The organism is Streptomyces yamdrokensis, from assembly GCF_053890455.1.
Map to the genome: position 1 here is coordinate 6,051,235 of NZ_CM132679.1, position 21,664 is coordinate 6,072,898.

Here is a 21,664-nt window from a genome sequence, read left to right on the forward strand (position 1 = left end):
CGGGAACGGACAAGAAGTGAGGGGAGCCGGGGCAGGCGGCGCCGGGACGCGGCCGGACGCGCGGTCAGACGGCCTGGAACAGCAGGAGCAGCGCCGCCCACACGGACGAGTTGGCGAGCATGACGGGGTCCCGCAACAGGGTCCGCACCGGAGTGCCCCCCTCGCTCTTCACGACCACGATCTGCAGATAGCGGAAGAGCGCGAACAGCGCGCAGGGAGCCGTGAGCAGCGCGGCCGGGGCGTAGCCCGACTCGGTACGCAGGAAGAGCAGATAGCTCACCATGGTGAGCGCCGAGCACATCACCAGCACCAGGTCCAGGAAGTGCGCGGAGTAGCCGGCCAGCGCGGGCCGGTGGCCGGTGCCGGAGACGCTCAGTTCGTGGCGGCGTTTGCCCAGGATCAGCAGCAGGCACAGGGTCAGGACGGTCAGGACCAGCCAGCCCGCCACGGGCCGGCCGCTCGCCTCGTACCCGCCGAGCAGCCGGAGCACGAAGCCGGTGGCCACGATGAACACGTCGAGCAGGTGCAGGTGCTTGAGCCGCCAGCTGTAGGCGGCGTTGACGGCCAGGTAGAGCAGGACCGCCCAGGTCCCCTCCGGGCTGAGCAGCGCGAGCAGCAGCACCAGCAGCACGGCCTGGAGGCCGCCGAACGCGACCGCGGCGGGCATGCGCACCCGCCCGGAGGCCAGCGGCCGGTGCCGCTTGACCGGGTGACGACGGTCGCGTTCCACGTCCGCCATGTCGTTGACCACGTACACCAGGGACGAGGCCAGCACGAAGGCCGCGGTGGCCGCGGCGACGTTCCCGGCCGCGGACCAGCTCCACGGCGCGCCGAGCAACGGCAGGGGAACCACCAGGAAGTTCTTGGGCCACTGGCCCGGGCGCATCAGGGTGATCAGTCCGGCCACCGCGGACCGGTACGTCCGGCCACCGGCCGGTACGACCGGGACCGGGACCGGGACCGGGACCGGGACCGTGTCCCCGGCCCTGTCCCTGTCCGTGTCCCGGCCCGGCTCCCCGCCCTGGGCGTCGGGTGCGCCGGGGGGATCGAGGGCATCGGGGGCGCCGCCCGTCGCGCCGCCCGGGTCGCTGTTCGTGGCGTCGTCCGCGGCCTTGCCCGCGGCGGTGGCGGACTTCGCCCGTTCGTCGACGAAGGTCATGGCCCACTCCTCAGAAGAAGACTTTGGCCGCGGACAGCAGACCCTGACGCCACGGATCGCGGCTGGTGCGGCCGGTGGCCCCGCCGACGGGCGAGGTGTGCCGGGCGGTGCGCCACCACTCGTACGTCAGCAGTACGGCCTCCCGGTTGGAGTACTTCGGGGTGAACCCGAGCCGCTCGGCGGCCTTGTCGATGCTGACGTAGGAGTCCGCCATCAGCTTGTGCAGCAGGCGTCCGTACACCGGTGAGAGCCGCACCCGCTGCAGGGCCCCGAGCACCCCGAGCGCCGGGCGGGCCGGCAGTCCGACCACACGTCCGCCGTGGCCCGCCGCGTCCAGGACGGCCTGGAAGTCCTCGCGGATCGTGCCGAACTCGGCGGCGGCGAGGTTGTAGGTGTCGTCGGCGATCTCCTCGTCGGCGGTGAGCACGGTGACCACCGCGTCGACCAGGTCGTCGATCGCGAACATCTGGATGCGTACGTCGCCCTTGCCGAGGACGGGGAAGTTGCGTCCCTCCTCCGCCCATTCGAAGAGCATCGAGAACAGGCCCATGCGGCCCGGCCCGACGAAGGTCTTGGGCCGCAGGATCGGTACGCACATCCCGTCCGCGCGGTACCGCTCGGCCACCTCCTCGGCGGCGGTCTTGGCCCGGCTGTAGGTGTCCACCGGCTCGCGCGGATGGTCCTCCGTCGTCGGTACGGTCCGCGGCAGCCCGTACACGGCGGTGGAGGAGACGTGCACCACCCGGGGGACACCGGCCGACTTCGCGGCGGCGAACACGTTCTTGGTACCGCCGACGATGATGGACCGTATCTGCTCGTCCGGGTAACTGGGCAGGGCGGCGGCCGCGTGCACCAGGACGTCCACGCCGTCCAGGGCACGGCGCATGAGGTCCCGGTCGCGGATGTCCCCGACGTACTCCACCCCGGGGCCGGGACGCAGGTCCACACCGCGTACCTGCCGGCCGTCGGCCGTCAGACGTTCGGCGAGCCGGCCACCGAGCATGCCGGCCGCGCCGGTGATGGCGATCACCACTGCGAGCTCACCTTCTGCTTGACGAAACGGGCCACCAGCCGGCCCAGGCCCCGGTCGAGCACGGCACCGAGCGCGTCCACCGTGCGCTCCGCCTCGTCGGGCTCGGTGACCAGCGACGGCCCGAGAACCAGCGGATTGAGTCCGTTGAGGGTGTAGTAGGCGAAGATGCCGTGGTCCTCGTAGAGCGCGTTGATCACCGCGCAGGTCACCAGTTTGGTCCTGAACCGCGGGTCCCTGGCCATGCCGCCGGGCGCCAGTTTCGACACCAGGTCGAGCACCTTGGGGCCGCCGTCGACGAAGACGCCCCACAGCGCACCGGCGCCCGCCACCCTGCCGATCGCGTCGGGATACTCCTTGGCGAGCCGGGCCAGCCCCGGCTCCAGGACGGCCTCCAGGGCGCGCGCACGCGCCGGATAGTCGTCCTCCACCGCGATGTTGACGGCCTCCAGGGCGGTGGCGCATTCCTCGCCGAACCCGTAGTAGGTGGTGGACGTCGAGTTGAGCAGGGAGTCGCCGAGATTGTCGTAGGCCTTGCGGAAGACCGGTTCACGGGCGACGTAGGCGGAGATGGACGACTTGCCGCCGCCGAAGGACTTCGACGTGGTGACCACGTCCGGGATCAGTCCCGGGTAGCGCATGAAGTAGAACATGCTGCCCGTCTTGCCCCACCCCGTGTAGATCTCGTCGAAGATCAGCACGATGTCGTGCCGGGTGCACAACTCCCGCAGCCCGCGGAGGAACTGCTCGGAGCACCACTGGACGGTGGAGGCGCTGAACGGCTCGATCAGGATCGCGTAGACGTCCCTCGGGTGGCGGCCGACCGCCTCGCGCACCGAGTCCAGGTCGCCGTACCGGAAGGTGTCGACGCCGGGGATCGTCGGGAAGTCGAACTGGTTCTGGCCGGTCAGCCCGCCCGAGCCGAGCAGTTTGCCGTGGAAGGCGCAGTCCGCGCGCAGGACCGTGTGCCGCTTGCCGGCGTGGTACTTGTACGCGAGCTTGACCGCTCCCTCCACCGCCTCGGCGCCCGAGTTGGGCAGGAACGACATGTCGAGGTCGCCGGGCAGCACCTCGGCCAGATTGCGGCCGAGTGCCGCCAGGTAGGGGGAGAAGTACGTCTTGTGGACCTCCATCCGCCGGCCCTTGGCGAACCGTTCACGCGCGGCCAGGATCCGGGGGTGATTGTGACCGTGGTTGAGGACGCCGACGCCCCCGGTCATGTCGAGGACACGGCGTCCGTCCTTCAGCGTCAGGTAAGCGCCCTCGGCGTGGTCGACCAGTTCACGGCCGAAGCCGAACGAGGTCATCAGGGAGACCTGGCTCTTGTTCACGTACCGCCGGTAGAGGTCATGCACCTCGTCGACCGGGAGCCGTTCGGCGTCTTCAAGGGTGTACACGGGTTTCTCCCATCGAATTCACGGACTGCGGGCACGCGGGCCGCGCGCTCGTCAAAAGCGCGGGGGTGCCCCGGAACCGGGCCCAGGCGAGAACGACGGCCGAACTGCCCAGTTCGGCCAGGACACAGACGAGACGGCTGGCCAGGGCGGCGGTCACCGCGGTGCCCCCGGGCAGTACGGTGGCCAGCGCGGCGGTGATGGTGAGCTCGCGCACGCCCCACCCGTCCGGCACGATCAGGGCCAGGCTGCTGACCACCGTGGCCAGGGCGAAGGCACCCACCGCCGTGCCCAGGCTGGGCCACACCGGCGCGCCCAGGGCGAGGACCACGAACCACAGGTGCACGCCGGAGACCAGCCAGGACGCGACGGCCAGCAGCATCGCCCGGCGGACCGTGCCGTCCCCGGGCGCCTCCACCGGCCCGCGGAACCTCGAGGCCAGGGCCGTCAGCGGCCGGGTGATCAGCGCGGGCCGCAGCACGCAGGACACCAGGGCCAGGGCCGGCAGCAGCAGCCACAGCCAGTTCCCGGGCATCGCGGCGGGCGCGGCGAGCAGGGCCACCCCCGTCCCGGTCAGCAGGGTCAGACCGAGGCTCAGCACGTACGCCGAGGTCATCTGCGCAGCGGGAACCCCGGCCGCGCGGCCGTGCGCCACGTGGGTGAGCACGCCCCAGACACGTCCGGGGATGTACTTGCTGAGCTGGCCCAGGAAGTAGACCTTCGCCGCGTACAGACCCCGCACTCCGTGGTCGCCGGGGATGAGGACCCGCCAGGCGTGCACGGCGAGCACCAGGCCCGCGACGTTGGTGAGCACCGCCGCGACCAGCAGGGGCACGGCGTCCGGCCGGGCCAGCGCGCGCACCGCCTCGGGGCCGTCCTCGCGCAGCGCGAGGCCGACGAAGACCAGCGCGGTCAGTACGACGGCCGGGGTCAGCAGCCTGCGCAGCAGACGCCTCACCGCCCCGGCTCCGGGCGTGTGCCGGCCCCGCTGTGCACCGGGGTCCTTTCGCCGGGTGCGTGCAGGGCGCCGAGCGCGGCGCCGCTCAGCAGGGCGCCGTGGGCCGCCAGGTGGACCGCGACGAAGAACGGTACGAACCGGGCGCCCCGTTGCCGGGCGGTGAACCGCAGCAGCCCGAGGTTGGCGACGCAGAACGCGGCCAGTCCCGCCGCGGGAGCCGGCGGCCACAGCGGGGCCAGCGGCAGCGTCAGGAAGAACAGGGCCGCGGCGGCGACGGAGGCGGGGCTGTTGGCGGTCAGGTTCCGGCGCCCGCCGCGCCGCGCCGACCGCAGCGCGGGAACCAGCAGCCGGGCCCGCCGGAACGTCTCGGCGAGCAGCGCGCCCAGTTCGTGCTCCTCGTCGTGCCGGGCGACGATCCGGTCGGTGAGCACGATCCTGAAGTGCGGAGCCAGCCGGTCGCTGAACTCCAGGTCCTCCGAGTCCCGCAGCCGCTCGTCGAACCCGCCCACGACCTCGAACACCCGCCGGGGCACGGCTGCCTGGGCGAAGAACGCCGTCTCCACCTCGCCCACCCCGCGGGCCCGCCACCAGTGGGCGTGCAGCACCTTGTACCACTCGACCGGGCCGTCGTCGAAGAGCGGCGCGGGGGCGATCACGCCGTGCACGCAGCCGCATTCCGGGTCCGCGGCCAGGATCTCCACGGCGGCCGCCACCGAGTCGGGGGTGAGCGCCTCGTCGGAGTCGAGGAAGAAGACGATGTCCCCGGTGGCCGCCGCGACACCGGTGTTGCGTGCCGCCGAGACACCCCGGTTGGGCTCCAGCCGGACCACCGTGCACGGACGGCTCCGGGCGATCTCGCCCGTCCGGTCCGTGCTGCCGTCGTCCACCACGATCACCTCGTGGATCGGCCAGGTCTGGGCGTGGACGGAGTCCAGGCAGGCGGCGAGGGTACGGGAGGCGTTGTGGGCGGGGATCACGACCGATACGGAGTGCGGCATGCGGCCAGTGTTGATCGCTCTGCGTATCGGACCGGTATCGGATCGGTATTGTCCGGGAGCCACCCGGAACGCCGCCGGGACGCTGCTAGTGTTCGGCCGCGTGTTCGTCCAAGACCCGTACGATCGCACGCCCGAGGACGTATGACGGCCCACGCCGACCCCTTGCGACCTGCCGCTTCAGCCCCCACCGGGACTCCGGGGCCCGCCACCTGCGACACCCCACCAGGCCCGCCGCGCCCAGGCCCGCCGCGCTCCGGCCGGGGACGGGCCGCCGCCTCGGGGGCGCTGGTCTGCCTCACCGCGCTGTGGGCGCTGTACTCGGCACTCAATCTCCTGCTCGGCGGCCGCTGGTGGGTGTGGCTGATTCCCGACCTCGTGCCGCCGGTCTGCTTCGTCGCCGTGCCGCTGGTCCTGCTGGCGCTCGCCGGGCCGGCGGCCGCGCGCCGGGTGCGCCGGCCGCTGACGGTCGTGCTCGCGCTGCTGCTGCTCTCGGGGCTCACCCGCTCCGGCGTCAACTGGGCCGCACTGGTGCCCGGCGGGGGCCCCGGCCGGGCACCAGCGGACGCGGTGAAGGTGGTCTCGTGGAACACCGAGTACTGGGACACCACGGACGAGCCCGACGCCTTCTACCGTTATCTCAAGGCGCAGCGGGCCGACGTCTACCTGCTGCAGGAGTACCTGGCGTGGGTCGACGGGCGGCCCGCGCCGATCGACGAACTGGACCGTGTCCGCAGGGAGTTCCCCGGCTATCACGTGGAGGTGCTGGGGGAGCAGGTCACCCTCTCGCGTTTCCCGGTGGTGTCCCGTACGCCGGTCGGACAGGGCCGGGGCGCGGAGCACGGCGCCTCCTGGCGGGAGGAGTTCGAGCAGGGCAAGGTGCTGCGTACGGACCTCGATGTGCGCGGCCGGCCGGTCTCGTTCTACAACGTGCACATCCCGGTCCAGCTCGACATCGAGCGCAGCGTGCTGAGCGGCGGCTTCTACGGTGAGATCCGCTCCCGTGACGCCGCACGGCGGGGCCACTACGAGGCCCTGCTCCGGGACGTGTCGGACAACCCCCACCCGGTGTTCGTCGCGGGCGACTTCAACACCACACCGGCCATGCGTGACCTGGACGGGATACGGAACGTCCTCCGGGACGCGCTGCCCGCGTCCGCGACGGTCCTGCCCGGCACCTGGAACAGTGACGGGGCGGGCCTGTGGCGGCTCGACTGGGCGTTCACCGACGACCTGCTCGAGGTGCACCGTTACGACTTCGACGACCCGCGCGGACTCTCCGACCACCAGGCGCAGCGCCTGACGGTGTCACTGCCCGGCTGAAGGGCGGTGCCCGGCGTGTGCCGGGCACCGCTCACGGCCGGCGGCCTCTCACCGCCGGCGGCCGGGTGTCACCGGCCGGCCCGGTCCAGCCGGTCGCGCTGCTCCGCGCTCAGGGTCAGGTCGAGCGCCGCCATGGCCTCCTCGGCCTGTGCGACCCGGCTGACCCCGACGATCGGCAGGATCCGGGGGGTGTGGTCGAGCAGCCAGGCCAGGACCACCTGGTTCACGGTCGCCCCCGTCTCGCCGGCCACCTCGCGGAGCGCCGTCAGCCGGGGCGGTGTGCCCGGGTGGTCGTACGCGGCCGGGATCTCCACGTCCTCGCGGGTGTAGCCGCCGGACAGCAGCGGGCTGTACGCCCACAGGCGCAGGTCCGGTTCGCTGCGTGCGTAGTCGAGCAGTTCGGAGGTGGCGTGCACGTGCGCGGACGACGGCAGCGGCATGTCGAGGCGGGGCTGCAGATACGAGTACCGGTACTGGAGGTGGGTGCAACGCGGCCGGTCCCCGGCCAGGGCGCGGGCCCGCTCCGCGCGCCAGACCGCGTGGTTGCTCACGCCCAGCTCGCCCACCCTGCCCTCGTCGACGAGGTCCGCGAGGGCGTGCACGGTTTCGGCCAGGGGGACGGACCGGTCCTCGATGTGGGCCCAGTACACGTCGACGCGGTCGGTGCCCAGCCGGCGCAGACTGCCCTCCAGCGCCGACCTGACCGCCTTCTCCGACAGCCCCTCGGCGGACTCCAGACCCGCGCCGGGGACGGTGGGCCGGGCGCCCGCTTTGGTCCCGATCGTCACGCGGTCGCGTGTCCCGCGGCTCTTGAGCCAGGCGCCGATGACGAGTTCGCTCTCGTCGCCGTTCGCGCCGTCGACCCAGAACGCGTAGTTGTCGGCCGTGTCCAGGACGGTGCCGCCCAGTTCGGTGAAACGGTCGAGGATCCGGAACGACGTCTCCTCGTCGACGCTCGTGCCGAAGCCCAACGTGCCGAGAGCGATGGTGCGTTGCCGAATGGCCATGTGGTGGGTCCTTGGGGTGGAAGCCGGATGGACCATCCGTGTATACCGTCCGGACCGCGTAAAGGTCCAGACCAATTCCCCTTCGGATCCGGTGGTGTCGGGGGTGGAGGGCGTCGGGGTGCCGGAGGGGATCAGGGCGCCGGGCGGGACAGCGTCGCCGTGAACCGGTAGCGCGAGCCGCGGTACACCGCGCGGACCCACTCGACCGGGGTTCCCTGCTCGTCCCGTGAGTGGCGGGACAGCCGCAGCATCGGCAGGCCCACGTCCGTGTGGAGCAGTCCGGCCTCCCGCGGGGTGGCGGGGGAGGTCTCGATGGTCTCGTCGGCCTCCGCCAGGCGTACGCCGTAGACCTCGGTGAGCGTGGTGTAGAGCGAGGTGCGGCGGGCCAGGTGCCGGCGCAGGCCGGGAAAGCGGCGCGCCGACAGGTGGGTCGCCTCGATCGCCATCGGCTCGCCCCCGGCCAGTCGCAGCCGCTCGAGGCGCAGCACCTTCTCGCCCCGCTCCACCTCGAGCAGCGCCGCCAGTTCCTCACCGGCCGCCATGTAGTCGATCTCCAGGACCTTGGAGGCGGGGGTGAGTCCCTGGTTGCGCATGTCCTCGGTGTACGAGGTCAGCTGGAGGGTCCGGTAGATCTTGGGGCGGGCGACGAAGGTTCCCTTGCCCTGGATGCGGACCAGCCGGCCCTCGCTCACCAGCTCCTGGAGGGCCTTGCGCACGGTGGTGCGCGAGGTGCGGAACTCGAGGGCGAGGAAGCGCTCGGCCGGCATCGGGGAGCCCGGTGGGCGCGCCTCGGTCATCCCCAGTAAGCGCTGCTTGATGCGGTAGTACTTCGGGACGCGGCCGGTGGGGTCCGGTGCCCCCGTCTCGGCCTGGGCGCTGCTGAGGTCCGTGCTCATGACCTGCCTTCCGGGTGCGGGGTCCGGCGGCGCGGACGGCGGGCGCCGGCCGCGGTGCACGCCGGCGGACGGCCGGGTTCGGCGCCGCACGCTCGGCGGTCCCGTTATAACCGCACGTCTTCTTTTGGTCTAGTCCAACCTTCGACACATCCCTGTTTGGGGGGAGTTCCGGGCCCCTGGACGGGTGCCGGTAACGGCTTGGGGGATCGGTCGCGCGACCCTTGACAGGGCCATAGGTCTAGGCCAAGCTCCCCCTTGCTGGTCTAAACCATTTATGGAAGCCGGGTCCCAGCCCGCCGAGTGCTGCGCCGCTGCGAGGGTCACCGCCGAGGGCGTGGGTGTGGAAGGCATTCCTGAGGAGGGGTGGCGCGTGAAGCGCAAGCTGATAGCCGCGATCGGGGTCGCGGGCATGTTGTTCTCCGTCGCTGCGTGCGGGGGAGACGACGGCGACGGGAAGAACACCGGGGCGGACGGCTTCGAGGGGCAGACCCTGGTCGTCTGGACGATGGACGGTTCGGCGCCGGCCGACTGGAGCGAGGACGTGCAGGCCGCCTTCGAGAAGAAGACCGGCGCGAAGCTGAAGTTCGAGACCCAGAAGTGGGACGGCATCCAGCAGAAGGTCACCACGGCCCTCTCCGAGAACGACCCGCCGGACGTCATCGAGATCGGCAACACCCAGACCCCGTCGTACGCGGCGACCGGGGGCCTTGCCGAACTGGAGGACCTGAAGAAGGAGATCGGCGCCGAGTGGACGGACTCGGTCAACCAGTCCTCCGTCTTCGAGGGCAAGCAGTACGCCGCTCCGTGGTACTTCGCCAACCGCGTCGTCATCTACAACAAGGCGATCTGGGCCGAGGCCGGCATCAAGGACACGCCCAGGACACGTGACGAGTTCTTCGAGGACCTCGAGACCATCGGGGAGAAGACCGACGCCGAGCCGATCTACATGCCCGGCCAGAACTGGTACTTCTTCGACGGCCTGATCATCGGCCAGGGCGCCGATCTGGTGAAGAAGGAGGGCGACACGTACGTCTCCAACCTCGCCGACCCCAAGGTCACCGCGGCCATGGAGATCTACCAGAAGTACGCCTCCTTCTCCAAGGCCCCCAAGGACAAGGACGAGGCCACCCCGCAGCAGGCCGACGTCTTCGCCAAGGGGAAAACCGGCGCGTTCATCGGCATGGGCTGGGAGGCGGCGACCGCCGTCAAGGCCAACCCAAAGATCGAGAAGGACCTCGGCTACTTCACCATTCCCGGTGAGACGGCGGACAAGCCCGAGGGCGTCTTCCTCGGCGGCTCCAACCTCGCCGTCGCCGCCGGCAGCGAGAAGCAGGAACTGGCCCAGGAGTTCCTGAGGATCGCCCTGTCCGACGAGTTCGAGGGCGCCCTCGCCAAGGCCAACGGCGTCATCCCGAACAAGCAGTCCCTGGAGTCCAGCCTGGAGGGCAACGCGGTCGCGGAGGCCGCGGCCCCGGCCGCCGCCGGCGGTGGCACCACCCCGCTGATCCCGCAGTGGGCCGCGGTGGAGAACACCCCCAACCCGATCAAGGCCTACATGACGGCGGTGCTGAAGGGGAAGTCCCCGGCCGAGGCCGCCAAGAGCGTCGAAGCCGAGATCAACAAGCGTCTGGCTCAGGAGAGCTGACGCCTCGTGCCGGGGGCGCCGTCGCACGGCACCCCCGGCATCAGCTGTGTTGCTCGTACGGCCATGGAAGAGACGACACGTCATGCCAGTGCAGACCCGAGGCACGGACACGGCAGGGGAGCCCGATGTCCGCAAGGCCGAGGCCCCTTCGGGCCCGCGTGGGACACGCGGTTCCAGGACCTCACGCGGCCGGAAGGCCGCAGTCCCCTACCTGCTCCTGCTGCCGGCCCTGACCGCCACGCTGATCCTGCTCGGCTGGCCCCTGGTGAAGAACGGCATGCTGTCGTTCCAGAACCTGAACGCACGGCAGCTCATCCAGCACCTGACCGAATGGAACGGGGTCGACAACTACCAGGAGGCCCTGGGAAGCCCGGAGTTCTGGGCGGTCGTCAGGCGCACCGTCTACTTCACCGCGGCCAACGTGGTGCTGATCATGGGGTTCGGCGCCCTCATCGGTCTCCTGCTCGCCCGGCTGGGACGCCGGATGCGGCTGCTGCTCATGCTGGGCCTGGTCCTCGCTTGGGCCATGCCCGTCATCGCCGCCACCACCGTCTACCAGTGGCTCTTCGCCCAGCGCTTCGGCGTCGTCAACTGGACGCTGGACAAGCTCGGCTGGCACTCCATGGCGGACCACAACTGGCTCGGTACCCAGCTCTCCGCGTTCTCGGTGATTACCCTGCTGATCGTCTGGCAGTCGGTCCCGTTCGTGGCGATCAACCTGTACGCCGCCGGCACCACCATCCCCAGGGAGCTGTACGAGGCCGCGTCCCTGGACGGCGCCGGCGCGTGGAAGAGCTTCGTCTCGGTCACCTTCCCGTTCCTGCGGCCCTTCCTCTACGCCACGACGTTCCTCGAGGTCATCTGGGTCTTCAAGGCGTTCCCGCAGATCTTCGCCGTCACCGAGGGCGGCCCGGACCGGCTCACCGAGACCCTGCCGATCTACGCCTTCGTCGAGGGTGTCGGAAACCAGCACTTCGGCATGGGCGCGGCCATCTCGTTCCTGACCATCCTGGTGCTGATCGTCATCACCTCGTACTACCTGCGCGCGGTGACCAAGCAGGAGGAGGACGAGCTGTGAAGCGCTCACTCTTCGGCCGTATCTGGCCCAACGCGACCGCCGTCGTCCTCTTCGTGGGATTCGCGTTCCCGGTCTACTGGATGTTCGCCACCGCCTTCAAACCGCAGGGCGACATCATCTCCGAGAGCCCCGTGTGGTTCCCGACCGACGTCACCCTCGCGCACTTCGACCGGGCCGTGCACGCCGACCACTTCTGGACGCTGGTGCGCAACTCCGTCACCGTCACCGGCGTCGCGGTCCTGCTGTCGTTGGTCATCGCGCTGATCGCGTCCTTCGCGCTGGCCCGGATGCGCTTCAAGGGGCGGCGCGCCTTCATCGTGACCTTCATGCTCGCCCAGATGGCGCCCTGGGAGGTCATGGTCATCGCCATCTACATGCTGGTGCGCGACAGCGACATGCTCGACAGCCTGGTACCGCTGACCGCGTTCTACATGATGATGGTGCTGCCCCTCACGCTCCTCACCCTGCGCGGCTACGTGGCCGCCGTGCCGAAGGAACTGGAGGAGTCGGCCATGGTCGACGGCTGCACCCGGACCCAGGCGTTCGTCAAGGTGATCTTCCCCCTGCTGGCGCCCGGCCTCATGGCCACGTCCCTGTTCGGCTTCATCACCGCGTGGAACGAGTTCCCCCTCGTCCTGATCCTCAACAAGAGCATCGAGTCGCAGACGCTGCCGCTGTGGCTGTCGCAGTTCCGCACCGCCTTCGGTGACGACTGGGGCGCGACGATGGCCGCCTCCTCCCTGTTCGCGCTCCCCATCCTGATCCTCTTCATCTTCCTGCAGCGCAAGGCCGTCAGCGGCCTGACCGACGGCGCCGTGAAGGGCTGACGCTTCGATGACGACATCCACCACCGGCACCGGCACCCTCACCCGCGACGCCCTCGCCGTGCTCCAGCCGGGCTTCGCCGGCACCACCGCGCCCGACTGGGTGCGCCGCCGGCTCTCCGAGGGGCTCGCCTCCGTCGCCCTCTTCGGCCGCAACGTCGCGACCGCCGAGCAGGTCGCCGCCCTCACCGCGCAGTTGCGGGCCGAACGGGACGACCTCCTCGTCGCCATCGACGAGGAGAGCGGCGACGTCACCCGGCTCGAGGTCCGCACCGGCTCCTCCTTCCCCGGCAACCACGCCCTCGGCGCCGTCGACGACACCGCCCTCACCCACGGCGTCGCCCGCGAACTGGGCCGCCGGCTCGCCGAGTGCGGCGTCAACTTCAACTGGGCTCCCTCCGCCGACGTCAACGCCAACCCCGACAACCCGGTCATCGGCGTCCGCTCCTTCGGCGGCGACACCGGCCTGGTCGCCCGGCACACCGCCGCCTGGGTCGAGGGCCTGCAGTCCACCGGCGTCGCCGCCTGCACCAAGCACTTCCCCGGCCACGGCGACACCGGCGTCGACTCCCACCACGCCGTCCCGCACATCGACCTCGACGCCACCACGCTCCACGAACGCGAACTCCAGCCGTTCCGGGCCGCGATCGGGGCCGGCACCCGCGCCGTCATGAGCGCCCACATCCGCGTCCCCGTCCTCGACCCGGACCGCCCCGCCACCCTCTCCCGCCGCATCCTCACCGACCTGTTGCGCGGCGAACTCGGCTACCAGGGCCTGATCGTCACCGACGGCATGGAGATGCGCGCCGTCTCCGGCACCTACGGCCTCGAGCACGGGGCCGTCCTGGCCATCGCGGCCGGCGCCGACGCGATCTGCGTGGGCGGCGGGCTGTGCGACGAAGGCACGGTGCAGGGTCTGACGGACGCGCTGGTCGCCGCCGTCCGCTCGGGCGAACTCCCCGAGGAGCGGCTCGCCGACGCCGCCGCCCGGGTCCGCGCCCTGGCCGACTGGACCGCCGGGATGCGGCGCTCCCCGGGATCCGAGGACGACCGCGAGCCGGAGATCGGCCTCACGGCGGCCCGCCGCGCGGTGACCGTCACCCGCACCGGGCCCGCCGCACCGGTCACCGGACCGGTGTACGTGGCCACCCTCCACCCCGCCGCCAACATCGCCGTCGGCGACGAGACCCCCTGGGGCGTCGGCGCGGAACTGGAGCGGCTGCTGCCGGGCACCACCACAGGCTCCTTCACCGGTCCCGACGCCGGAGCGAGGGCACTCGAGGCCGCGGCCGGCCGGCGCGTGGTCGCCGTGGTCCGCGACGAGCACCGGCACGCGTGGATGCGTACGGCCCTGGACACCCTGCTCGCGGCGGGGCCGGACACCGTGGTCGTGGAGATGGGCGTGCCGCAGTCCGCGCCGCGCGGTGCGCTGCACGTCGCCACGCACGGGGCGGCGCGCGTGTGCGGGGTCGCGGCGGCCGAGGCGGTCGTCGCGGGCTGACCTGTGGGGGAAGGCCCCGGCCGTGGGCGGTGTGGGCGGCGCCCGCATCACCCCGGCCGACGGCCACACCGAGGAGGCACCCCGCGCCGTCGCCGCCGACGGACCGCGCTCCGTGGCCCCGCGGACGCGGACTCCGGCGCCGCCGCTCGCGGGCGGCACACGCCCCGCCGACGAGGGCCTCCACCGCGCGCGGTTCACGCGCTGACGGTGCCGGCCACCATCCCACCGAGGACGGGAACCGAACACGAGAGCGCCGGCCGGCCCGCGTGTCGCGGACCGGCCGGCGCTCTGTCGTGCTCGCGCTCGCGCCCGGTGTGCGGTCAGCCTCCGGCCGGCAGCATCAGCCGGGCCAGCAGGTCGTCCAGTGTGACCATGCCGGTCAGCCGGCCCGAGTCGTCCCGGACGACCGCCAGCGTGCTCCGCCGGCGGCGCAGTACGTCGATCGCGTCGGCGACCGTCGTGGTGTCCGTCAGCTCGGGCACCGGACGGGCCAGCTCGCGGGCGCTCGTGGCACGGCCCCGGGCACGGGCGACCAGCGCGTCCCGCGCGTGGATCGCGCCGAGGACGGTACCGCCGTCACGGACGAGCAGCCGGGTCCGGTCGTACGCGGTGGCCACCCGCAGCACCTCGTCGACCCCCGCGTCACCCTCCACCGAGTCGATCTCCTCGGCCGGGATCCGCAGGGTGCCGACCGGGGTGTCGGGCTCGGTCAGTGAACGGGTCAGCAGCTGCGAGTCCGTCTTGCTGATCAGGCCGAGCCGCTCCGACTCCACCACCAGATGGGTGAGCTGTTCACGGTCGTGGACCGAGGCCAGCTCGTCGCGCGGGCTCACCCGGCACATCCGCACCAGTGCGTTGCTCACCACGTTCAGCACGTGGATCAGCGGCCGGACGACCTTCACCACCGCCCGGAACGACGGGGCGAGCAGCATCGCGGAACGCTCCGGGTGGGCGATCGCCCACGACTTGGGCGCCATCTCGCCGACCACCATGTGCAGGAACACCACCAGCATCATCGCGATGGCGAACGCCACACCGTAGCTGACCGCGCTGGGCAGACCCAGGGCGTGCAGCAGCGGGTCCAGCTCGTGCGAGATCGCGGGCTTGGACACCGAGCCCAGACCCAGTGTGCACACCGTGATGCCCAGCTGGGCACCGGCGAGCATGAGCGACAGCTCGCGCATGCCGGCCAGCGCGGCACCGGCGCCGCGCCGTCCCTCGGACGCCGCCTTCTCCATGCGGTGCCGTTTGGCGGCGACCAGCGCGAACTCGGCCGCCACGAAGAACCCGCTGCCGACCAGCAGCAGCACGGTCACGAAGAGAGCCATCGGGAAACTCATGCGGGCTCCTCCGTCTTCTCCATGTCGTCCTCCACCGAGGGCTCGATCCGGGTGATCCGCACCCGTTCGGCGACATGCCGGTCCAGGGTGCGTACGTCGATCACCGCGCGGCCGTCCTCGGGCAGCTCGACGGCGACCCGGTCACCCACGGTGGGGAAACGGCCCAGCCGGTCCACGATCAGGCCGGCCACCGTCTCGTAGTCGTCCCCCTCGGGCAGCTGGACGCCGGTCGCCCCGGCCACCTCGTCCAGCCGGCGGCCCGCGTCCACGAGCCAGCCGTCGCCGTCGGCGACCGCCAGTTCGGAGACCTTGTCGGACTCGTCGGCGATGTCACCGACCAGTTCCTCGGCGATGTCCTCGTAGGTGACGATGCCGGCCACGCCGCCGTGCTCGTCGAGGACGACCGCGAACTCGTCCTCCTGTTCGCGCATCCGCGCGACCGCGTCCGGCAGCGGAAGCGTGTCCGGCAGCAGCAGGGGCCGCCTGGCCACCCGGCCGGCGGTCGCGCCGGCCAGCCGGTCGGCGGGCACCGCCATCAGCTCGCGCACGCCCAGCACCCCCGCGACGTCGTCGGGGTGATCACCGAGCACGGGGTAGTTGGAGTGGCCGTGTGCCGCGATCAGGCCGACCGCCTCGTCGGCGCTCGCCTCCCCGCGGACGAAGACGGCGTCCGCGCGCGGCACCATCACCGCGTGCAGGGTCCGCTCGGAGAACTCCAGCGCGTGGTCCAGCAGGGTGGCCCTGTCCCCGGGCAGCGTCCCGTTCTCGTGGGACTCGCCGATCAGATGACCGAGTTCCTCCAGCGTGGCACCGTGGTGCAGCTCCTCGACCGGCTCGATGCCGATGCGGCGCAGCAGGCTGGAGGCGGTGTTGTCGAAGATCCGCACCAGCGGTCCGACGACCTTCAGGTACGCCAGGGTCGAGCCGGCCAGCGCCTTCGCCAGCCGCTCGGGCACGGCGATGGCGAGGTTCTTCGGGGCCAGCTCACCGAGCACCATCTGGACGATCGTGGCCAGCACGAACGCGAGCACGACCGAGATACCGCTCAGGGCCGCGTCCGGCAGTCCGAGACCGGAGAGCACCGGCTTGAGCAGGGCGGACACCGACGGCTCGGCGATGAAACCGACGACCAGACCGGTCACGGTGATGCCGAGCTGGGCGCCCGACAGCATGAAGGACAGCCGCTCCAGCACCTTCAGCGCGCGGGCGGCCCTGCGGTCCCCGGCCTCGGCCTCACGCGCGAGCGCGAGCCGGTCCACGGAGACGTAGGCGAACTCCTGGGCCACGAAGTAGCCGGTACCGGCGGTGAGCACGAACACGGCGAGCAGACCCAGAAGGGCCTCTACGGCACTCATCGAACACCACCCCGCCAGGTGCCGATTTCAACAGTTGCGTGACGGGATGGTCGGGGACTGTGCCCCGGGGGGTCCGTCGATCTGGCGGACACGTGCATGACTCCTCGTGGATGTGCCGGGTGGCCGATGAGCCGGCCGGCCGGACTGGATCTGTCTGCGATCCAACGATTCGGACAGGGGACATGTTCCCGGGCCGGGCCGGACCGCACCGGTCCCCGGCCGCTGTCGACAGTCGGTATCTACAGCAACGTAGAAGCTACCGGATCCGACCCCCGGGGCAGAAGTGCCGGACCCGGGCGTTCCGGGTCGGCGGAGGGTGTCGCTGTTGGGCCGAACGGGTGGCCATGGGTAAGAATTACCCGATGCAGACAGTCAGCACCACCCAGGACGGAGCATGCCGGTGAACAGCCACGATGTCACCGACGAACAGTGGGAGGGGCTCGCCCAGGTCGTTCCGTTGCGGGGCCACGACGCCTGGCCGTCCTCGGTGGGTCACCGGTCCGCCCCCGAGGTCGAGACCGAGGCGCGGCGCCGTCTCGTGGTCCTGAGGGTGAACGTGTTCGCGGACGCCCGCGACGTCGCGGAGACGCTGATGTCCGGGATACCGGTCCTGCTCGACCTCACCAGTGCGGAGGGTGACGTCGCCAAGCGGATACTGGACTTCAGCACCGGCGTCGTCTTCGGCCTGGGCAGCGGCATGCACCGCGTCGACCGCAACGTCTTCCTGCTGACCCCGGCCGACACCGAGGTGACCGGTCTGATGCAGGGGATGGGGATTCCCGGAAACGGTTGAGCCGGCACGGGGGAGTGAACGGCCGGGGCGGGCGCTTCGCCCGATCGTGGGAAGCGCGCCCAAGCGGAACGGTTCGCCCCGCTCCGGAGCCCTAGCGTCCCGCACATGACCCTGCCCCACCGGTCGCCGCCGGCCACGTCCGCCCTGTCCGCCCTGTCCACTTCCTCCCCGTCCTCCCCACCGCCCTCCGTCCCGTCCGCCGGGGCCTCCTCGGGGGAGGGCGGTGCCCGGGGGCGCCGGCGACCCGACCGGCCGCACATCACCGAGCTGCTGCTGTCCGCCTTCGCCGGGCACCGCAACACCGGGCTTTTGCTCGGACCCCTCACCCTGCTGGCCGGGGCCAGCGGCAGCGGCAAGACCAGCGCCCTGCGGGCCTACGAGGCGCTCGCCCGGCTCGGTGGCGGGGCCGAACTCGGCGATGCGTTCCCCGAACCGGACGCGTGCGTGCCGGAACGGGCCCGCGCCGACGCACAGGACCGCCGGGGCTTTCGCATCGGCTGCACCGCCGACGGCCCCGAGGGCCCGGTCCGGCTCGAGGTCGCCGTCCAGGCCGAACCCACGCTGCGGATCGCGGGGGAGCGGCTGACGGCGGACGGGGTGGTCCTGCTGGAGTCCGCGCTGCGCGACCCCGGACGCCGCACCGTGCAGGCCGCGTGGCACACCGCCGGGACCGCCCCGGTCACCCGCGGCCCGCTGCCCGACGACCGGCTGGGCACCGCGCTGCTGCCGTTGCGCGTCGCCGGCAGGACGCCCGGCGAACGCAGGGTGCTGGCCGCCGCGGAGCAGATGGTGGTCGCCCTGCGCTCGGTCTTCGCCTGCGATCCCCGGCCCGACGGCATGCGCGACCCCGTGCCGACCGGCACCGGGCGGCTGCTCGGCGGCTGCGGCAACCTCGCCGACGTGCTGTGGCGCACCCACACCGAGTGCGCGATCAGGTACGGGCTCCTGGTGTCCGCCGTACGCGCCGGATGCGCCGGGCCGGTCACCGGCCTGCTCACCGAGCCGTACGGCGGTGGCCTGGTCCGCGCCCTGCTCGACCGGGGCGACGGAATCCGTACCGCGCTCGGACGCCTGGGCGACGGCGAGTTGCGGTACGTCGCGCTCGCGCTGGTGCTGCTCACCGGGCCCGGCGTGCTGGAGGTGGACGCACCCGGTGAGGTCCCGGCCGCGCTGCAGACCCTCACCGTGCTCGCCGACGGGCTCGACCGGGGCATGGACCCGCTCCAGCGCGCGGAACTGCTGCGGCTCGCGGCGCGGATGTGCGAGCGGGGACACATCCGGCTGGTCGGCACGGTGAGCGACGCGTCCTGGGCCGCGGGGGTGGAGGGGGTGACGGTGGTACACCTGGACCGTGACTGACACGCCCGACCCGACGCGCCCCGCCGCCCCCGCGGACCTGCCCGCCCCGCCCGACGTGGCCGGACTCCAGCGCAGGCTCGCCGCGTTCGCCGCGGCCCGGAACTGGCAGCCCTACCACACCCCGAAGAACCTCGTCACCGCGCTCAGCGTGGAGGCCTCCGAACTGGTCGAGATCTTCCAGTGGCTGACGCCGGAGGAGTCGGCCCGCGTCATGGACGACCCGGACACCGCGCACCGCGTCGGCGACGAGGTGGCCGATGTGCTCGCGTACCTCCTCCAGTTGTGCGAGGTGCTCGGCATCGACCCCCTGGCCGCCCTGAACGCCAAGATCGACCGCAACGAACACCGCTTCCCGGTCTGAACGGGGGCTCCGCCCGCCGCCCACCGCGGAGCACCCCTCCCCGGAGCGGGTTTCTCCGCTATCACTCTCCGTATCCTGTATGCCGACCGTTTTCGAATTGTTGTCCCCAGATTTCCGCCTTCTGTTCGGTGTTCTGTCTCAAACGGCCTCACTCTGGGTAGTGAACAGGAGAGTTGGGCGGACGCGTGGGCAGCGCGTCGGACAGACAGGGGCGGCGCATGGACGCTGTGCGGCTCATAGTGGCGAGCAGACGGGCCCTCACCACCGCCGGTGGTATGCCGGAGCTCTCGGCCGAGGTGTGGCAGGCACAGGCACTCGCGCAGGCGATAGGAAGTCGCCTCGCGGTCACCGGCCCGCCCGAACTGCGCGGTGAGGCACTGGGACTGACCGAGCTGGCGGGACGCGGCTGCGGTGTGCTGGACACCCCGCGGCTCGGGCCGGGCGAGCTGCGCGCCGCCCTGCTCACCGAGTTGGGCGACGCCCGGCAGACCCTGCTGCACCTGGGCGGACTTCTCGGCGAGGTCGGCATCGCGCTGGTCGGCATGGCCTCCTCGGCGTACGACGAGAGCGCGTACTGGCAGTGCGTGGAGGCCATCGACGCGGCGGACGAGGCCCGCGACCGCGTCCTGGAGATGCTCCGCAGACTGGCGGACCGCGACCGGGCCCTCGCCGAACGCGAGGCCGGCTAGGCACGACACGGGTACAGCACGGGTACAGCACGGGTACGACACGGACGCGCCGGGCCGGCCGGGCCGTACCGGCCCCGAGCAGGCAGGATGGGGGCATGGATCTCCGTATCTTCACCGAGCCCCAGCAGGGGGCCACCTACGACACCTTGCTCACCGTCGCCAAGGCCACCGAGGACCTCGGCTTCGACGCCTTCTTCCGCTCCGACCACTACCTCAAAATGGGCTCCGGGGACGGCCTGCCCGGACCCACCGACGCCTGGATCACCCTCGCCGGCCTCGCCCGCGAGACCAAGCGCATCCGGCTCGGCACCCTGATGACCGCCGGCACCTTCCGCCTCCCCGGCGTCCTCGCCATCCAGGTCGCCCAGGTGGACCAGATGTCCGGCGGCCGTGTCGAACTCGGCCTGGGATCGGGCTGGTTCGAGGAGGAGCACAAGGCGTACGGCATCCCCTTCCCGAAGGAGAAGATGGCCCGCCTGGAGGAACAGCTGGAGATCGTCACCGGCCTGTGGGCCACGGAGACCGGCCGGACCTACGACTTCCACGGCACGTACTACGACCTCACGCGGTCACCGGCGCTCCCCAAGCCGGCCCAGTCCAAGGTCCCGGTGCTCATCGGCGGCCACGGCGCCGTCCGCACACCCAGGCTGGCCGCGCGGTACGCCGACGAGTTCAACATGCCGTTCGCCTCCGTCGAGGACAGCGAGCGCCAGTTCGGCCGGGTGCGCGCCGCCGCCCAGGAGGCGGGCCGCGACCCCGGCGCCCTCGTGTACTCCAACGCGCTGGTCGCCTGCGTAGGCAAGGACGAACAGGAGATCGCCCGCCGCGCCGCCGCGATCGGCCGCGAGCCCGACGAACTGCGTGCCAACGGCCTCGCCGGCTCCCCCGCCGAGGTCGTCGACAAGATCGGCCGCTACGCCGAGGCCGGCGCCGGCCGCGTCTACCTCCAGATCCTCGACCTGTCCGACCTCGACCACCTGGAACTGATCTCCTCCCAGGTCCGGTCCCAGCTGAGCTGACACCTCCGGCCGTGCGGGCGGACCCGCCCGCACGGCCCACCCGACCGGATCGGCCGCCGGCAGGCCCGCGCGCACTCCCGGCAGGCCTGCGGGCGGGGCCTCGCCGTCCTCGCTCGTGATCGCGCGGAAGCGGGTCACCGGGACGGCCCGCACTTCAGCTCGCCCCGGACCCGCTTGCCCCAGTGGTACAGGCCGGTGCTCCGCTCGGTCGGGGAGCCGGTCACGACCGGTCCACACCTCCGTGCCCGGTCGCCGTCGGAGCCGGTCCGCACTGCCGGGACGACCTCGGAGCGGTCGACGGCCCCGAGACGGATCCAGTTCTCGGAGGGGCGCGGGACGATCACGCGGATCGACACGAGGCGGCCGTGGTCCACGGCGTCGGAGACCGACCCGGTGATGACCACCGCGGCGTCGTCGGTCCGGTCCTCCGGGCCCCGGGCGGCGGGGGCGGTACGAACCGGCCTGCGGGCGACGGCGCCACCGAGCGGACCGAACCGGAAGCGGGCGCCCGGTGTGCTGCACGCCGGTGGCCGCCGCAGGCTCGGCGCCGGTCGTTCTCGTGGTCACGCGATGGTCGGGTCGGCACGACGACCGGACCGATGAGCCCGAACCGGTCACCGGGGCGGAGCCGCAGGGCACGACGGTGGTCGCGAGGCCCCGGGGAGGTGTTCGCGGTACCCGAGAAGGCTCCCTGCCGTGTGGTCTGCGGGACCGGCCGCAGTGACGAACGCCGAAGTGGCCGAGGTCGAACGACCGGCCGGCGCCCAGCTTGTGGAGCACCCGCCCCAAAGGCCTGCGCCTTCGAGTACCGGGTGTTCCCTGCGGCGGGCACGGCTGCGGGGAGCCCCGTGGCCGCGGAGGGCCGATCGCACCGGCAGCCCGGAAAGCAGGCGGCCGCCGCCGGAAGCGACGACACGCGGCCGCAGCAGCCCCTCGGC

General features: G+C 72.0%; 21 protein-coding genes. 11 read left to right on the forward strand and 10 right to left on the reverse strand.

All coding sequences use genetic code 11. From position 1 onward, the window contains the following. Nucleotides 1-64: 64 nt before the first annotated feature. Genes ACWZEH_RS26920 through ACWZEH_RS26940 form a run of 5 tightly spaced genes read right to left on the reverse strand, consistent with a single transcriptional unit; the run spans nucleotide 65 to nucleotide 5,539 of the window. Nucleotides 65-1,159, reverse strand: coding sequence for a UbiA prenyltransferase family protein (locus ACWZEH_RS26920; protein ID WP_456193665.1), 1,095 nt, complete (start codon nucleotides 1,157-1,159; stop codon nucleotides 65-67). 10 nt (nucleotides 1,160-1,169) lie between these two features. After that, a complete protein-coding gene (locus ACWZEH_RS26925) occupies nucleotides 1,170-2,192 on the reverse strand; it encodes an NAD-dependent epimerase/dehydratase family protein (protein ID WP_456193666.1) in 1,023 nt (340 codons plus the stop codon). Then, on the reverse strand, nucleotides 2,186-3,586 hold the full coding sequence (locus ACWZEH_RS26930; RefSeq protein ID WP_456193667.1) for an aspartate aminotransferase family protein: 1,401 nt from the start codon (nucleotides 3,584-3,586) through the stop codon (nucleotides 2,186-2,188). Before ACWZEH_RS26930 ends, ACWZEH_RS26925 begins: the two co-directional genes overlap by 7 nt. Further along, nucleotides 3,573-4,541: a lysylphosphatidylglycerol synthase domain-containing protein gene (locus tag ACWZEH_RS26935; protein WP_456193668.1), complete on the reverse strand. Its 969-nt coding sequence runs from the start codon at nucleotides 4,539-4,541 to the stop codon at nucleotides 3,573-3,575. The genes ACWZEH_RS26930 and ACWZEH_RS26935 overlap by 14 nt, the downstream gene beginning before the upstream one ends. After that, nucleotides 4,538-5,539 (reverse strand): glycosyltransferase family 2 protein, encoded by a 1,002-nt coding sequence (locus ACWZEH_RS26940; protein WP_456193669.1) that lies wholly within the window; start codon nucleotides 5,537-5,539, stop codon nucleotides 4,538-4,540. The genes ACWZEH_RS26935 and ACWZEH_RS26940 overlap by 4 nt, the downstream gene beginning before the upstream one ends. A 141-nt stretch (nucleotides 5,540-5,680) precedes the next feature. Here ACWZEH_RS26940 and ACWZEH_RS26945 point away from each other — a divergent pair, with 141 nt between their 5' ends. After that, complete coding sequence (locus ACWZEH_RS26945) at nucleotides 5,681-6,859, forward strand: endonuclease/exonuclease/phosphatase family protein (protein WP_456193670.1); 1,179 nt, start codon at nucleotides 5,681-5,683, stop codon at nucleotides 6,857-6,859. 68 nt (nucleotides 6,860-6,927) lie between these two features. On the opposite strand, the gene ACWZEH_RS26950 is transcribed toward ACWZEH_RS26945, so the two are convergent. Then, nucleotides 6,928-7,866: an aldo/keto reductase gene (locus tag ACWZEH_RS26950; protein WP_456193671.1), complete on the reverse strand. Its 939-nt coding sequence runs from the start codon at nucleotides 7,864-7,866 to the stop codon at nucleotides 6,928-6,930. A 131-nt stretch (nucleotides 7,867-7,997) separates the two neighbouring features. Then, nucleotides 7,998-8,762, reverse strand: a complete 765-nt coding sequence (locus tag ACWZEH_RS26955) for a GntR family transcriptional regulator (RefSeq protein ID WP_456193672.1) — start codon at nucleotides 8,760-8,762, stop codon at nucleotides 7,998-8,000. Between the two features lie 370 nt (nucleotides 8,763-9,132). Here ACWZEH_RS26955 and ACWZEH_RS26960 point away from each other — a divergent pair, with 370 nt between their 5' ends. The 5 genes from ACWZEH_RS26960 (at nucleotide 9,133) to ACWZEH_RS26980 (ending at nucleotide 14,015) form a co-directional block, all read left to right on the forward strand. Next, nucleotides 9,133-10,407, forward strand: a complete 1,275-nt coding sequence (locus tag ACWZEH_RS26960) for an extracellular solute-binding protein (protein ID WP_456193673.1) — start codon at nucleotides 9,133-9,135, stop codon at nucleotides 10,405-10,407. An 82-nt stretch (nucleotides 10,408-10,489) separates the two neighbouring features. Beyond that, a complete protein-coding gene (locus ACWZEH_RS26965; RefSeq protein ID WP_456193674.1) occupies nucleotides 10,490-11,485 on the forward strand; it encodes a carbohydrate ABC transporter permease in 996 nt (331 codons plus the stop codon). Next, on the forward strand, nucleotides 11,482-12,312 hold the full coding sequence (locus ACWZEH_RS26970; protein WP_456193675.1) for a carbohydrate ABC transporter permease: 831 nt from the start codon (nucleotides 11,482-11,484) through the stop codon (nucleotides 12,310-12,312). The genes ACWZEH_RS26965 and ACWZEH_RS26970 overlap by 4 nt, the downstream gene beginning before the upstream one ends. 7 nt (nucleotides 12,313-12,319) lie before the next feature. Further along, entirely contained in the window at nucleotides 12,320-13,810 is a 1,491-nt protein-coding gene (locus tag ACWZEH_RS26975) for a glycoside hydrolase family 3 protein (protein WP_456193676.1), read from the forward strand. A gap of 22 nt (nucleotides 13,811-13,832) precedes the next feature. Then, complete coding sequence (locus tag ACWZEH_RS26980; protein WP_456193677.1) at nucleotides 13,833-14,015, forward strand: hypothetical protein; 183 nt, start codon at nucleotides 13,833-13,835, stop codon at nucleotides 14,013-14,015. A gap of 115 nt (nucleotides 14,016-14,130) precedes the next feature. Here ACWZEH_RS26980 and ACWZEH_RS26985 read toward each other — a convergent pair whose 3' ends face one another. Together ACWZEH_RS26985 and ACWZEH_RS26990 are read right to left on the reverse strand one after the other, a co-directional pair. Continuing rightward, nucleotides 14,131-15,150 carry a hemolysin family protein gene (locus ACWZEH_RS26985; RefSeq protein WP_456193678.1) on the reverse strand — a complete coding sequence of 340 codons (1,020 nt, stop codon included), beginning with the start codon at nucleotides 15,148-15,150 and terminating at the stop codon, nucleotides 14,131-14,133. Next, complete coding sequence (locus tag ACWZEH_RS26990; RefSeq protein ID WP_456193679.1) at nucleotides 15,147-16,505, reverse strand: hemolysin family protein; 1,359 nt, start codon at nucleotides 16,503-16,505, stop codon at nucleotides 15,147-15,149. The genes ACWZEH_RS26985 and ACWZEH_RS26990 overlap by 4 nt, the downstream gene beginning before the upstream one ends. Nucleotides 16,506-16,899: 394 nt before the next feature. Here ACWZEH_RS26990 and ACWZEH_RS26995 point away from each other — a divergent pair, with 394 nt between their 5' ends. From ACWZEH_RS26995 to ACWZEH_RS27015, 5 genes are all read left to right on the forward strand, one after another. Next, nucleotides 16,900-17,298, forward strand: coding sequence for a cell division protein SepF (locus tag ACWZEH_RS26995; RefSeq protein WP_456193680.1), 399 nt, complete (start codon nucleotides 16,900-16,902; stop codon nucleotides 17,296-17,298). 105 nt (nucleotides 17,299-17,403) lie between these two features. Continuing rightward, entirely contained in the window at nucleotides 17,404-18,657 is a 1,254-nt protein-coding gene (locus ACWZEH_RS27000) for an AAA family ATPase (RefSeq protein ID WP_456193681.1), read from the forward strand. Nucleotides 18,658-18,694: 37 nt separating this feature from the next. Next, nucleotides 18,695-19,018 carry a nucleotide pyrophosphohydrolase gene (locus tag ACWZEH_RS27005; RefSeq protein ID WP_456199848.1) on the forward strand — a complete coding sequence of 108 codons (324 nt, stop codon included), beginning with the start codon at nucleotides 18,695-18,697 and terminating at the stop codon, nucleotides 19,016-19,018. A 218-nt stretch (nucleotides 19,019-19,236) separates the two neighbouring features. Next, a complete protein-coding gene (locus ACWZEH_RS27010) occupies nucleotides 19,237-19,707 on the forward strand; it encodes a DUF6099 family protein (RefSeq protein WP_456193682.1) in 471 nt (156 codons plus the stop codon). A gap of 95 nt (nucleotides 19,708-19,802) precedes the next feature. After that, a complete protein-coding gene (locus ACWZEH_RS27015; RefSeq protein ID WP_456193683.1) occupies nucleotides 19,803-20,726 on the forward strand; it encodes an LLM class F420-dependent oxidoreductase in 924 nt (307 codons plus the stop codon). A 134-nt stretch (nucleotides 20,727-20,860) separates the two neighbouring features. On the opposite strand, the gene ACWZEH_RS27020 is transcribed toward ACWZEH_RS27015, so the two are convergent. Beyond that, nucleotides 20,861-21,130 carry a hypothetical protein gene (locus tag ACWZEH_RS27020; protein WP_456193684.1) on the reverse strand — a complete coding sequence of 90 codons (270 nt, stop codon included), beginning with the start codon at nucleotides 21,128-21,130 and terminating at the stop codon, nucleotides 20,861-20,863. Nucleotides 21,131-21,664 lie beyond the last annotated feature (534 nt).

What these genes read in the sequence shown, in the direction of transcription:
- ACWZEH_RS26920 (WP_456193665.1), bottom strand. Translation starts at nt 1,159, where the DNA reads ATGACCTTCGTCGACGAACGGGCGAAGTCCGCCACCGCCGCGGGCAAG.
- ACWZEH_RS26940 (WP_456193669.1), bottom strand. Translation starts at nt 5,539, where the DNA reads ATGCCGCACTCCGTATCGGTCGTGATCCCCGCCCACAACGCCTCCCGT.
- ACWZEH_RS26945 (WP_456193670.1), top strand. Translation starts at nt 5,681, where the DNA reads ATGACGGCCCACGCCGACCCCTTGCGACCTGCCGCTTCAGCCCCCACC.
- ACWZEH_RS26950 (WP_456193671.1), bottom strand. Translation starts at nt 7,866, where the DNA reads ATGGCCATTCGGCAACGCACCATCGCTCTCGGCACGTTGGGCTTCGGC.
- ACWZEH_RS26955 (WP_456193672.1), bottom strand. Translation starts at nt 8,762, where the DNA reads ATGAGCACGGACCTCAGCAGCGCCCAGGCCGAGACGGGGGCACCGGAC.
- ACWZEH_RS26965 (WP_456193674.1), top strand. Translation starts at nt 10,490, where the DNA reads ATGCCAGTGCAGACCCGAGGCACGGACACGGCAGGGGAGCCCGATGTC.
- ACWZEH_RS26975 (WP_456193676.1), top strand. Translation starts at nt 12,320, where the DNA reads ATGACGACATCCACCACCGGCACCGGCACCCTCACCCGCGACGCCCTC.
- ACWZEH_RS26985 (WP_456193678.1), bottom strand. Translation starts at nt 15,150, where the DNA reads ATGAGTTTCCCGATGGCTCTCTTCGTGACCGTGCTGCTGCTGGTCGGC.
- ACWZEH_RS26990 (WP_456193679.1), bottom strand. Translation starts at nt 16,505, where the DNA reads ATGAGTGCCGTAGAGGCCCTTCTGGGTCTGCTCGCCGTGTTCGTGCTC.
- ACWZEH_RS26995 (WP_456193680.1), top strand. Translation starts at nt 16,900, where the DNA reads ATGCCGGTGAACAGCCACGATGTCACCGACGAACAGTGGGAGGGGCTC.
- ACWZEH_RS27000 (WP_456193681.1), top strand. Translation starts at nt 17,404, where the DNA reads ATGACCCTGCCCCACCGGTCGCCGCCGGCCACGTCCGCCCTGTCCGCC.
- ACWZEH_RS27010 (WP_456193682.1), top strand. Translation starts at nt 19,237, where the DNA reads ATGGACGCTGTGCGGCTCATAGTGGCGAGCAGACGGGCCCTCACCACC.
- ACWZEH_RS27015 (WP_456193683.1), top strand. Translation starts at nt 19,803, where the DNA reads ATGGATCTCCGTATCTTCACCGAGCCCCAGCAGGGGGCCACCTACGAC.